Below are 12,519 nucleotides of genomic sequence, written 5' to 3' on the forward strand. Positions count from 1 at the left end.
AACCGCTATCGGGCGACCGTTTCGGCGCGCCCACCCCGTATCACTTCGATGCCGCCAGTCGCCCCAGGCCCTGTCCCCGTCCCCGCACGGGTCGCGACGATCGCAAGCGGGTTGGCGGGCGGCCCAAGTCTCGGCACGACAGGCATGACCGGCGCCCGCGGCGCGGCGTTGCCCGCGCCGCCCGACAATGCGTCGAGCGAGACTCCGGCCGCCGCGCGCGTCGAATCGCCGTGCGGTGCGCCGCCGCCCGTGTGCGTCGAGGTATTCAGCACTGCCGGCAACGGAGCAAAGGCGCCGGCATCGATTACTTCGGTATCCTTCGGATTGCGCAGCGCGAACACGAGCCGCCCCGAGCTCTCGGCGAGCGTCAGACGATCGACATCCGCAACCGGCACGGCGAGCACCGCGGTCCTCACCATGCCGTTCGGATCGCCGGACGGGTCGCCGGTGGCAGTCGCATTGCCGAATGCCAGCACCCGCAGTTTCGACATCAGAAGACGTGCCTGGGTGTGCCCGATCTCACCGCCGCCGCCCATGTTGCCGTCGCGCTTGAGCGTGAAGAACACATCGACGAAGTTGCCCGGCCGCAAGCGGTTGCCGACCGCATTGGACTCCTCGACGCGCACCGCCACCGCGCGTTCGCCCGGCTCGATCCGCTCGGCGAGCCCTGACGACAATTGGTCCTCCAGCACCGGTGTCTCGGCGCCGATGTCGGCGGCGGGCACGCGTCCCGCCACCAGCGACGGCTCGGCAAACGCGCCGTTCGGATGGATCGGCAGCGGCTCGACGCGCAATGCGTCGGCAGCGATCGCCTTGCCCGCGGGCAACGGGCGCGCCGCCACCACGACCGGAAAGAGGGTTTGCCTGACGGACGTGACAGGCGCGGGCGCCGGCCGGCGCAACAGCGTCGCGGCAATCAGGCCCAGCAACAGCGCGACGGCGATGAGGAGGCCCGCAGCAATGCGGGTGAACTTCAGCATGACAGCGCCCGCCACGCAGCACACCGGGCCAGACGGCTACGATGCGTGGGTGAGCGAGCCGGGGCTGGCGGGACGGAAGCTTGAGCGTGAGTCACAGGATGTTCACCGGATTGAGTTGCACCGTGGCGGTACTGCTCAGACTGGCGGGCAGCACCAGTCCTAGCAGAGGCAGGTTCGGTATCAGCGGATGCGCCGCGTAGTCGTAGGTGAGGCTCACTGCCATGCAAGTCATGGCGGGTTGATAGCTGCACGCGGAGGGTACGGTCTGACAGGACGCGGTGCTGATCATCGACGCGACCATGTTGGTGGCAGTGGTGCAGGCGGCCGTGGCGCGCAGGGTGAGCGCGGTGGCCACGTCGTTTGCCTTCTGGTAGTTCAGCGCCGCGCGCGCGCCCTCTTCGCTGGCAAGCGTAAGGCTCTGCTGCGCAACGAAGATGAGACTGAAGGTCACGATCGCATAGAACACGCAGAAGAACAGCGGAAACACGAGCGCGAACTCGATTGCGGTGGCGCCGCGTTGCCAGCGAAGGGACATCGGCGTGATCATCGGAGGCCTCCGGCAACGACCTGGACGGCGAGCCACAGCATCAATGGCACGGTGAGACATGCGGCAAACGGCGTGGCGCGCCGGCCTGCCAGTTCGAAGGTGGGCGCGCGGCGTCTGCACAACGCCACCATGCGTGGGCGGGCCGCAGCAAGCACCCACAGCGCGTGCAGTCCGGCAAGGACGCTCGCCACCGCCCACAAGCCCAGCAGCGCGTGGATGCCACACCATGCGCCCAGCACGGCGAATACCTTGACGTCCGCGGCGCCCATCACGCCGAGCGCGAACAACGGCAACAGCACCGCGAGGCCGACCGCCGCACCGGCCGCCGCCTGAACCGCGGATATACCGAACGGACAAATGTCAAATAAAGCGCATAGAAACGCCGCTATCAAACCAGTAACGACAAGCCCATTGGAAATATGCCGGCTGCGGCAATCGCTAATAGCGACACACCCACACCAGACCATGAATAAGAAAAGTGCAATAGACACTTGCATAGCAGATTTTGACGGGCGCATAAATCCACCCCGGATTGCAATCGCAATCCGGGTGCGCCTGTCTGGCAGCCCCCTCGGCGAATTACAGCGCGGGCGCTAAATGAATAACGCCTTACACTCGGCCGGGCGGGTCGCCGATCGCATTAATTTCTGCTGATGGCAGGCAAAAGCCCGGCGACCGTCTGAAATGCAGTATTGAGTTGCGTGCCGAGGCCCTGCACGGTCGAGCCGATAACAACGACGATCAGGCCTGCGATCAGGCCGTATTCCAGTGCGGTAACGCCCCGGTTATCTCTCAGAAAGCTTGTGGCGAACTTTTTCATTTTTACCCTCGATCTTCGATTTATTCGTCTTTCTATGCGCCGCCCGGCGGTACGTGCCGCGCGCCCCGCCCCGCTGGTCTCTCAGTCCCGGCGCGGTATGTCGCGTCGTAGCGGCTGCCGTTGCGGCCGTCCCGATGAAACGGATATGTATGAGCTGTCTGTTCGATAACCCACCTCCCTCGTGATGCCGCGCAACTGTGGCGTTTTATAGCCGAACAATCTAATTAAAGCAATTGTGCTTTGCCCGCGGACGCGTCTGTCCACGTGTTCTTCTCGCCCACATAGGTTAACGGTTGTTCGTGCGTTGCAGCACATAGTATTAACCATAACTTTGAATCGTTGCACTAATTATGTTTTTGGGTACTGCGCCGCTGCGTGTGCGCTCGCGTTACGGCGGATTCCGTAACGGCGCATGCGGGCCGTTACGTTACGCCGCCCTCGGTAATGCGCCGCCGCGTGCCTCTTTTTGTCAATTCCTCATTTAGCGCGCGCTCCATCACATCCAGCAATGCCTTATTTGACATGGTGTTACGGCTCGCATTCGAAAATTCGCGCTATTGATCAGTGGAAATGGCACGGGTCCTGCAGAGATAGCCCGCAGCAGGACCACACAACACATGCGATGCGAGGCGACATGAACATTCAAACGATCAACACCGAAAACATTCACACCGCACCTACGGGAAGGGCAGCCAGCCGCGCGCTGCGCAGCACGGTGATCGCGGCCGGCGTGGCAGCGCTGCTTTCGCTTGGCGCCTGCGGGGGCTCCGGCAGCCTCAGCTCGGGCACCGGCAGCAAGGGCAGCGGTTCGGCGGGCGGCACCTTGTCGACGGCAAGCGGCAGCGGCTCGATGGGCTCGGCCGGCTCCGGCAGCAACTCCAATACGAACACCAACCCTGATACGCACACGGACCCCGGCACCAATCCCGCCACGACGCCGGTGGCCAATTCAATCGGCACGGTGGTGGGCAACACGGGCGGTGTGATCGGCGACGTGGGCTCGACAGTCACGGGCGTCGGCACGGTGATCGGCTCGCAGACGCTGCCGGGCGTCAGCACGCAAACCACCCAGGCCGCAGGAAGCATCGTCCAGGAAGTCGGCGCGGCGGTGTCGACGCTCGGCGGCGGCGTCACGCAAGGGCTCGGTCAGCTAGGCACCGGCGGCAATGCGATCGGCACCACGGTATCGAGCGTGGGCGGCGTGCTCGGACACGTGGGCGGCGCGGTGACGGACACAGGCAGCCTCGTGACCAGCCTCGGCAGCGGGCCGCTCGCGCCGTTGTCTGCGATCACGACGCCGCTCGGCGGCGCTGTCACGACCCTGGGCGGCGCGGTCACGAACGGCGGCAGCATGCTCGGCACCGCCCTTTCGACAGGCCCGGTCCAGCAGGTCACGCAGACACTGAGCACCGCGATCACCCCCATTACGTCGATGGTCGCATCGACCACGCAGACGGTTGGCACGACAACGGGGCTCGGGGCACCGGTCAATACGCTCCTCTCGACGCTCGGCGGCGGACTCGCGCAGGCCGGCACGCTGCTCGCCACTTCCGGTGGCAATCCCGTCACGACTGCACTCGGGCGCACCGTCACGGACACCGGCACCACGGTCGCCTCCGTCGGCGGACTAGTGACGGGCGGCACCAGCGGCAACCCGCTCGCGCCGCTGACGAGCGCGCTCGGCGGCCTCACGGGCGGAGCCGCTAGTGGACCGCTTGCGCCGGTGTCCGGCGTGCTCAGCGGCTTGACGGGCGGCGCCAGCAGCGGCCCGCTCGCGCCGGTCACAGGCGCGCTGGCTGGGTTGACGGGCGCGCTTGGCGGTGCGTCCGCTGGTGCGAGCCCGCTTGCGCCGGTGACCGGTGTGTTGTCGAGTGTGACGAGCGGATTGAGCGGCGCAGCCGGCGGCAGCAGCCCGTTGGCCCCTGTCACAGGCGTGCTGTCGACGGTGACAGGCGCACTCGGCGGCGTCGCCACGACGACAGCGGCGGCAACCTCCAGCGCGACCCGCACGACCAGCACGACGCCCCCGGGTGTGTCGCTCACGGCCAGCTCGGGCAATGGCACGGCAAGCAATCCGCTTGCGCCAGTGACCTCGCTGGTCGGCGGCCTGCTCGGGGGATTGTCGAAGAAGTAGGCGCGGCCACGCACGCAAGGGAGCACGGCGGGACGCACCTGGCGAACTGCGTGGCGAAACAGGCGGCGGAAGCAGGCAAAGAAAGCCGCAGCGCGCGACGCTTCACGCGATGGTGCGCGACCGACGCGCTTCCTGACGATCCACCGCGCACACACGTGACAGCGGCGTTCACTCCGGGCGTCCAGGCCTGATCCGAATGCTGCAGTCCCAATACAGCTGGGAAGAAAGGCGCGCCGCCATCTCGACGAGACGGCGCGCTCCAGCAGCAAACACGATTACCCGAAGGCATTGAGGAGCACACATGTCCACACCCCGTCTGTTGAACCGCCATCCTGCCGCGACGGCCTTCATGTCGTTGCGCACGCCGTTGATCGCCGTGGCCGTCGCCGGCCTGCTCGCCGCGTGCGGCGGCAGCACGGTCAACTCGCCGCCCACCTCCAGCACCGGCAGCGGCAGCGGCTCGGGATCGACCGGCAGTGGCGGTAACCCGACGACGACCACCACCGGCACCTCGGGCGCCGTCACGGGGGCCGCGAAGACGACCAACGACCTGGGCTCGGTGATCGCCGCGCAGACCATTCCCGGCCTGAGCCCGCAAGTCACGCGAGGTCTCGGCGACGCCGTGTCGGGCACGAGCAGTACGCTGAACACGCTCGCCAACGCGGTAAGCGGCGGCGTCGGCCAGATCGGGGCGACGCAGAATCCCGTCGGCACCACGGTAGCGGGTCTCGGCCCGGTGGTGAGTTCGACGAGCGGCGTCGTGCAAGGCCTGAGCACCGGTGTGGACGGCCTCGGCAGCGGCAATCTTGCGCCACTCTCGCCCGTCACGACGCCGTTGGCGGGTGCCCTGTCGACCACCGCTACCGCGCTCAACGCGGGCGGCGCCACGCTCGGCAGTACGCTCGGCTCGGCTCCGGTCCAGCAGCTCACGCAACCGCTCAGTACGGCGATCACGCCGATCGTCGTCACCGCGGGCCTCGTCACCCAGGCGGTGGGCACGCAGACGGGCCTCGGCGCACCGCTCGGGGGTCTGCTGGCTCAGCTTGGCGGCGCACTCGGCGCCGCTGGCTCGCAGGCGGGCGCGGCAAGCGGCAACCCGCTCGGCGCCGATGCCGGTGCGCTGATCAGCTCGCTCGGCAACACCGTGACGAACACGGGCGGGCTCGTCAATCCAAACGGCCCGAACGGCGTGCGGCCGATCCCCGGACTAATCACGAGCCTCGTCGGCAGCACGAATTTCAGCATCGCCAACGGACCGCCTTCGAACAGCAGCCCGTTTGGCCCGCTGCAAGACACGCTCGCCAGTCTTGGGCTCGGCGGCAATCCGCTTGGCTCTCTGTCGACGCTGCTCGGCGGCACGCCTCTTGCCGGGGTCGGCTCCGGCCTGAGCGGCGCCCCTCTCGGCCCGCTGACTTCCGCCCTGGGCGGTACGGGCAGCGGGACAAGCCCGCTTTCGTCCGCATCATCTTCGCTTTCGTCGCTGTCGTCGCTGCAGTCGGTGACCGGCGCGCTGTCCGGCGTAACCGGCGCTGCGGCGAGCTCGGGCGGCTCGGGCGGCGCACAGGCGCTCGGGCCTGTGACCGCCCTGGTTGGGCAACTGACGGGCACCTTGAGCGGCGCCACCGGCTCCACTGCCGCCACAACTTCGACTAGTGCCTCCGGCAGTCCGGCGGGCGGACTGACCACATTACTGGGCGGGCTCGTGCCGGTAAGTCGTAAGTAGTCCGCATAAAGGCTCGGACGCGACACGCATGGCATGGTCCGCGAGCCGTCACGGTCTCGCGCCGTGCCGTTGCGCGCGGCTCACGTCGCATGGCATGGCGTGACGTGGCACGGCGCGGCATGACATGGCGTGACATTGACCTGGCATTGCATCGCACGACACGACACAACGTGACATGACATGCCATTGCACGAATGGGCCGCGCAGCACGTCGCACGCGCCCTCGTTCGCACTGCATTCAAGCTTCGCGCGGTTGATGACGTAATACATGGCGGGACGGCTAGCTCCGTCCGGCCATCCATAAATCGAGCGCCGTCAGGCGGCAAGGCCATGCCGCGCAATGACAGACGCTCGCAGAACAAAACGGCATACGAGGACAATCCGATGAGACTCGGGCACGGCAGCACCTGGACCTTCATGCTTGCGGCGTTGGCAGCGAGCGCAATGCAAGCGCCGGCACAAGCGCAGTCGCGACCCGCCGCGGTCGCCGGAGGCAATCCGCTGGACTCGCTGCCGCAAATCAAGGCGCCCGACAAAGGTCCGAACGTGACCGTGCAGGTCGCGCCGCAAGCGCCGCAACTACAGGAACTGCTTGCGCGCCATCTCACGCCAACGCGCGTGCAGATCGAAGGCGTCAGGTCGATTCCCTTCGACGACGTCGCGCAGCGCTTCACGCCGCTCGTCGGCAAGGAGACGACCATCGGCGATCTGATCCAGGTGGCCAACGGCGTGACGAAGCTCTACCAGGAGCGCGGCTTCGCGCTTTCGTTTGCATTCGTCCCGGCACAGACATTCGACGACGGCGTGGTGCGGGTCACGGTAGTGGAAGGCTACGTGTCGGCCGTCAAGGTGACCGGCAAGGCCGGCGCGGTGGAAGACAAAATCCGCGCAATCGCGGATCACATCACTGCGGACCGGCCGCTGCGGCGCGCGACCTTCGAGCGCTATATCAACGTGCTCGGCTTGTTGCCCGGTGTGAAAGTCGCCGCGAACGTTCCGCCGCCGCAGAACACGGACGGTGCGACCACGCTCGAGCTGAACGTGGAGCGCAAGCCTTTTGATGTCAGTACCGGTATCGACTTCAATCATCCCGGCGTGCAAGGCCTGCTGAGCGCGACCGAAAATGGCCTCACCGCGCTCGGCGAACAACTGAGCGTGTCGGCGCTGCTGCCGAAAGGCCGCGACAACGTCACTTATCTGGCCGCGCATGCCACCGTCCCGATCGGCAGCAATGGTCTGATTGCGAAGCTCGACGCATCGCACTATCGCGGCAACCCGGTCGACAATCCGGGCTTGCCGTCCTACGTCGAGCGCACGGTGATCAACGACAAGGTCGGCGGCTCGCTAGCGTATCCCATCCTGCTGAGCAATTCGCAAAGCGTGATCGGCACGGCGTCGGTGTATGCCTCGCACGACGAGGACCGCTATCACAATCAACAGACGGGTGCGCAGATCGGCCTGCGGTCGCAAGTGCGCGTGATGCAATTGCAAGCGGACTACACGAGCGTGCAAACCGGCCAGGTGCGCCGCGCGAGCCTTAACGTGGCGAAGGCGTTCGACATTCTGGGCGCGTCGAAGGCCGGCGATTCGAATGTGCCCGGCACGCGCGTCAACAATCCCGCTTCGATCAACTTCGTGCGTACCGGTGCAAGTTTTTCACAAACCAATGAGTGGCCCTTCAGGATCGGTACGGCCATCTCGCTGACCGGCCAGTACAGCGCCGTCTCGCTGCCGACCTCCGAGCAGATCGCCTTCGGCGCGCAGCGTTTCGCGCAAGGCTATCAGCCGGGCGAAGCGTCGGGCGATTCGGGCTGGGGCGCCATGTTCGAGATCAACCGCGCGTTCACGCCGGGCTTCACCTATCTGCGCACGTTCACGCCATACATCTCGTTCGATATGGCGCGTGTCTATCTGCATGCGGGGACGCCGTCGCCGTCGCGGCTTGCGTCGATTGCATTTGGCTTCCGGATCAGCGACGCGAAGTATTACAGCCTCGATCTCTCGGTGGCGAAGGCGGTCGGCGACGCTCCAGTCGAAAGCGCGTCGCGCAGTCCGCGCATCAATGCCACGTTCTCGTACCAGTTGAACTGAGCCGGACCGGGCAAGGCTCGTTGCGCGTGAAGTGCCACAGCCGATTAGAGGCTTCATTATCAAACTGCGCGCGCACTTTCGCGCTCACTTCACGTATTCTCATCGATCACATCACGCGGCCGCACAGAGCCGCGGACCGGACGCCGGGTGCGGCGCGTCAGGAGACCCCAAGGCATCGCGCGACATCGCAAGGCAAACGCCTCGCGCGGGTGCCGATAATGCTGCGCGACCATGATCGCGCCATCTTTTTTTCACGGAGGAAGACAATGATGCAGTTGGCTCAGCTCACTCAGCGCGCCCGTACCCTCGCAGTACGCGCAGCGAAACAGGCGGCACTCGCCGGCGTGCTGCTCGCGAGTGCCGCCACCGCGATGGCACAGGCCGATACGCCGGTGGGCACGTGGCAGACCATCGACGATCACACCGGCCAGCCCAAGGCGCTCGTGCAGATCGTGCAGGACGGCAATGGCACGCTGAGCGGCAAGGTGGTCAAGGGACTCGGCGCGTACGACCAGCCGGATCGTCGCTGCACCGCGTGCACCGACGCGCGCAAGGACCAGCCGATTCTCGGCATGACGATCATCAGCGACATGAAGAAGGACGGCGACGCCTGGGATCACGGGCAGATTCTGGACCCGGAAAACGGCAAGCTCTACAAGTGCAAGATGCGCCTTGAAGACGGCGGCAACAAACTGGTCGTGCGCGGATATATCGGCGTGTCGCTGCTGGGACGCTCGCAAACCTGGGTGCGCCAGCAATAGGACGGCGCAGTAGCCGCACCCGGTGCCGAGAAAAAAGAAACGGCCGACGATTATGATCGTTCGGCCGTTTTTTCTACCCAATGTCGCGCAATTCGAGTCGTCATGCAGCGTGTTTGAAAGGCGACGTGAAAGCAAACGGAGACGACGGCAGAGGCTTGGCCGGCGGCGATTGTAGACTGCTGGTGCCAGCGGCGCGGGCGCCTTCTCAGCGGCAGCCACGGGTTTGGATTCTGCGGCCGGATGGGTGCGCATGCGAGCTTCCATCATGGCGCACAGTTCCTCGCTCGCGGCGCCGAATAGCTGCTCCATTACGCGTTTGAGCACGCCGGACTCGTACCAGGCCTTGAAGCGGCGATGGCAGGTTTGATAGGACGGGTATTTGCGCGGCATGGCGGACCACGTGGCGCCGCTGTACATTACCCACAGCACGCCGTTGAGCACCGAGCGCGTGTTGGCCAGCGGGCGGCCCCGCAATTCCGAGCGCGGGCGCAATTCGGGCAGCAACGGCGCGATGCGTTGCCATTCTTCGTCGTTGATGTCGCGGTAGGGGTTCATGGTTTCTCCTTTGTCAGATAATCGACAAAGATAGCCAGTCGTCCACAACCAGAACATCGGAGCAATCCGAATCCTGAAAACAGGCCTTTCGGCCTAGTCCGCTAGGCGCAGAAGCAGCGACCTATCGCAAAACCACCGCCGGCGGTCGGTTCCGGCGTCCTCCGGCGCGCCCCGCGCCTCAGGTAAGCGACGTATCGACGATCCGGCGCGGCGCATCGAGATACTCCTTGCTCTGCATCTCGACGATGCGCGACACCGTGCGCGTGAATTCATTGGCCATCGGACCGTCCACATAAAGCTGCTCGGGCGGCACCGCGGCGGACATCAGCAGCTTCACCTTGTGGTCGTAGAACACGTCGATGAGCCAGGTGAAGCGGCGCGCCTCCGACGCCATGCGCGCCGACATCTGCGGCACGGCGGACAGGATCACCGCGTGAAAACGGCTTGCGAGTTCCAGGTAATCGTTCTGCGAACGCGGACCGCCGCACAACGTCGAGAAATCGAACCAGACCACGCCGTCGGCCTTGCGCAGCGCTTTCAGCTCGCGCTTTTCAATGTGCAGGATCGGGCTTTCGTCAGGCACCGCGGCAAGACGCGCGAACGCATCACGCAGCGCCTTGTCGGCGGCCGCGCCGAGCGGCGTGTGATAGACCTCGACCTGCGCCAGCGTGCGCTGCCGGTAGTCAATGCCTGCGTCCACGTTGATCACGTCCAGCTTGGTCTTGATCAGTTCGATGGCGGGCAGCATGCGGTCGCGATGCAGGCCGTCCGGATACAGCGTGTCGGGGTCGTAGTTGGACGTCATCACGAACTGCACGCCGTTTTCGAACAGCTTGTCGAGCAGGCGGTAAAGAATCATCGCGTCCGCGATGTCCGACACGTGAAATTCGTCGAAGCAGATGAGCCGGTAGCGTTTGGCCACACGGCGCGCGAGTTCGTCGAGCGGATCGGCCTGGCCCTTCAGCTCTTCCAGTTCGCGATGCACCTCGCGCATGAACTCGTGGAAATGCAGGCGCGTTTTACGCTGCACCGGCACGATCATGTAAAAGCTGTCCATCAGAAAGCTCTTGCCGCGCCCCACCCCGCCCCACATGTAGACGCCGCGCGGCTGGTCCGGGTGATTGATGAGCTTCTTGAACGCGTTCGAGCGACGCGCCTTGTACTCGACCCACTCTTCGTAGCACCGCTGCAGACGGTCCACCGCCGCACGTTGCGCCGGGTCGGATTGATAGCCCCGCGTCTGCAGTTCTTTTTCGTAGTATTCGGTGACGTTCATCGTGTTGCTGCAAAAAGAAAGGCGGGAGGGAATGAACCCGCCCGCCCTGTGATGCCGGAAATGCCAGTGCGTTCAGTCAGGCGTGCGCGCGATTACATGTTGAGCGCGCGCTTGTCCACGGCGAGCGCCGCTTCGCGCATGACTTCCGACAGCGACGGGTGCGGATGGCAGATGCGGCCGATGTCTTCCGAGGCCGCCTTGAATTCCATGGCCACCACGGCTTCGGCGATCAGGTCCGATGCGTTCGCCGCAATGATGTGCACGCCGAGCAGTTCGTCGGTCTTTGCGTCCGCGATCATCTTGACGAAACCATCTGCCTTGTTGATGCCGAGCGCACGGCCGTTGGCCATGAACGGGAACTGGCCGGTCTTGATCTCGCGGCCTTCCGCCTTCAGTTGCTGCTCGGTCTTGCCGACCCATGCGATTTCCGGCTCGGTGTAGATCACCCACGGAATGCAGTTGTAGTCGATGTGCGGCTTCTGACCGTCGATGATTTCGGCCACCAGCACGCCTTCGTCCTCGGCCTTGTGCGCGAGCATCGGGCCGCGCACCACGTCGCCGATCGCGTACACATTCGGCACGGCCGTCGCGCAATGATCGTCCACGTCGATAAAGCCACGCTCGTTCGCTTTCAGACCGATCGCTTCCAGACCGAGGTTGTCGGTGTTCGGCACGCGGCCAATCGACACGATCAGGCGGTCGGCTTCGAGCTTCTGCGCGTTGCCGTCCTTGTCCGTGTAGTTGATCGTGACGCTGTTGTCCGTCGTGGTGACTTCGCCGACCTTCACGCCGACGTGAATGTCGAGGCCCTGCTTCTTGAACTGCTTGGCCGCTTCCTTGGACAGCGCCTGGTCAGCCGAGCCGAGGAATTCCGGCAGCGCTTCGAGCACGGTCACTTCAGCGCCGAGGCGACGCCATACCGAACCGAGCTCCAGACCGATCACGCCTGCGCCGATCACAGCGAGTTTCTTCGGCGCGGAGTCGAAAGACAGCGCACCTTCGTTGTCGGCGACGATCTTGTTGTCCACCGGAATGTTCGGCAAATGACGCGCCTTCGAACCGGTGGCGATGATCACGTTCTTCGCCGTGACCACTTCTGTTTCGCCTTCGCCGCTCACTTCGATCTGCACGCCGGCGTCCGTCTTGCCGGTGAACTTGCCGTGACCCTTGAGCCACGTGATCTTGTTCTTGCGGAACAGGAATTCGATACCCTTGGTCATTTTCTCGACGATGCCCTCTTTGCGAGCCATCATCTTCGAGATGTCGACCTTCACGTTCTCCACGGAAATGCCGTGGTCGGCGAGGTGATGCGACGCGTTTTCAAACTCTTCCGACGACGCGAGCAGCGCCTTCGACGGAATGCAACCCACGTTCAGGCACGTGCCGCCCAACTTCAGCGCGCCGGCCGGGTTCTTCCATTTTTCGATACATGCGACGGTCTTGCCGAGCTGCGCTGCGCGAATGGCGGCGATATAACCGCCGGGGCCTGCGCCGATCACGACGACGTCAAATTCTTTGGACATGACAATCCTTTTGATGACGGAACGGCGCGGCCACGCTTCGTGGCGCGTCTCGTTCATGTGCTGCGGAATGCGAAAGGCGTGAAACTGATCTGCAAGTGGCGCCGGCTTG

The 12,519-nt window shown here is 64.9% G+C and carries 10 protein-coding genes and 1 pseudogene; 4 read left to right on the forward strand and 7 right to left on the reverse strand.

Annotated features, from left to right (window positions below; all coding sequences use genetic code 11):
- Nucleotides 1-5: 5 nt before the first annotated feature.
- From cpaB to F757_RS0127205, 4 genes are all read right to left on the reverse strand, one after another.
- Nucleotides 6-980: a Flp pilus assembly protein CpaB gene (cpaB, locus tag F757_RS0127190; protein WP_027214137.1), complete on the reverse strand. Its 975-nt coding sequence runs from the start codon at nucleotides 978-980 to the stop codon at nucleotides 6-8.
- A 91-nt stretch (nucleotides 981-1,071) separates the two neighbouring features.
- Nucleotides 1,072-1,563 (reverse strand): TadE/TadG family type IV pilus assembly protein, encoded by a 492-nt coding sequence (locus F757_RS0127195; RefSeq protein WP_442856664.1) that lies wholly within the window; start codon nucleotides 1,561-1,563, stop codon nucleotides 1,072-1,074.
- Nucleotides 1,524-2,024, reverse strand: a complete 501-nt coding sequence (locus F757_RS0127200; RefSeq protein ID WP_027214139.1) for an A24 family peptidase — start codon at nucleotides 2,022-2,024, stop codon at nucleotides 1,524-1,526. Before F757_RS0127200 ends, F757_RS0127195 begins: the two co-directional genes overlap by 40 nt.
- Before the next feature lie 143 nt (nucleotides 2,025-2,167).
- Entirely contained in the window at nucleotides 2,168-2,347 is a 180-nt protein-coding gene (locus tag F757_RS0127205) for a Flp family type IVb pilin (protein WP_027214140.1), read from the reverse strand.
- Between the two features lie 634 nt (nucleotides 2,348-2,981).
- Between F757_RS0127205 and F757_RS0127210 the strand changes: the two genes are divergently transcribed.
- The 4 genes from F757_RS0127210 (at nucleotide 2,982) to F757_RS0127230 (ending at nucleotide 9,056) form a co-directional block, all read left to right on the forward strand.
- The gene (locus F757_RS0127210; protein WP_027214141.1) at nucleotides 2,982-4,481 is read left to right on the forward strand and encodes a collagen-like triple helix repeat-containing protein; all 1,500 of its coding nucleotides are present in this window, start codon (nucleotides 2,982-2,984) and stop codon (nucleotides 4,479-4,481) included.
- A 301-nt stretch (nucleotides 4,482-4,782) separates the two neighbouring features.
- A complete protein-coding gene (locus tag F757_RS0127215) occupies nucleotides 4,783-6,204 on the forward strand; it encodes a collagen-like triple helix repeat-containing protein (protein WP_027214142.1) in 1,422 nt (473 codons plus the stop codon).
- A 384-nt stretch (nucleotides 6,205-6,588) separates the two neighbouring features.
- On the forward strand, nucleotides 6,589-8,295 hold the full coding sequence (locus F757_RS0127225) for a ShlB/FhaC/HecB family hemolysin secretion/activation protein (RefSeq protein WP_027214144.1): 1,707 nt from the start codon (nucleotides 6,589-6,591) through the stop codon (nucleotides 8,293-8,295).
- A 275-nt stretch (nucleotides 8,296-8,570) separates the two neighbouring features.
- Nucleotides 8,571-9,056, forward strand: coding sequence for a DUF2147 domain-containing protein (locus F757_RS0127230; protein ID WP_027214145.1), 486 nt, complete (start codon nucleotides 8,571-8,573; stop codon nucleotides 9,054-9,056).
- A 318-nt stretch (nucleotides 9,057-9,374) separates the two neighbouring features.
- On the opposite strand, the pseudogene F757_RS37085 reads toward F757_RS0127230, so the two are convergent.
- The 3 genes and pseudogenes from F757_RS37085 to lpdA all read right to left on the reverse strand — a co-directional run.
- Nucleotides 9,375-9,668: pseudogene (locus F757_RS37085) on the reverse strand (transposase); the annotation flags it as partial.
- A gap of 121 nt (nucleotides 9,669-9,789) precedes the next feature.
- A complete protein-coding gene (zapE, locus tag F757_RS0127240; protein ID WP_027214146.1) occupies nucleotides 9,790-10,887 on the reverse strand; it encodes a cell division protein ZapE in 1,098 nt (365 codons plus the stop codon).
- A gap of 92 nt (nucleotides 10,888-10,979) precedes the next feature.
- On the reverse strand, nucleotides 10,980-12,410 hold the full coding sequence (lpdA, locus tag F757_RS0127245) for a dihydrolipoyl dehydrogenase (RefSeq protein ID WP_027214147.1): 1,431 nt from the start codon (nucleotides 12,408-12,410) through the stop codon (nucleotides 10,980-10,982).
- Between the last annotated feature and the right edge of the window lie 109 nt (nucleotides 12,411-12,519).

It is taken from the genome of Burkholderia sp. WSM2232 (assembly GCF_000472545.1).
Classification (GTDB): domain Bacteria; phylum Pseudomonadota; class Gammaproteobacteria; order Burkholderiales; family Burkholderiaceae; genus Paraburkholderia.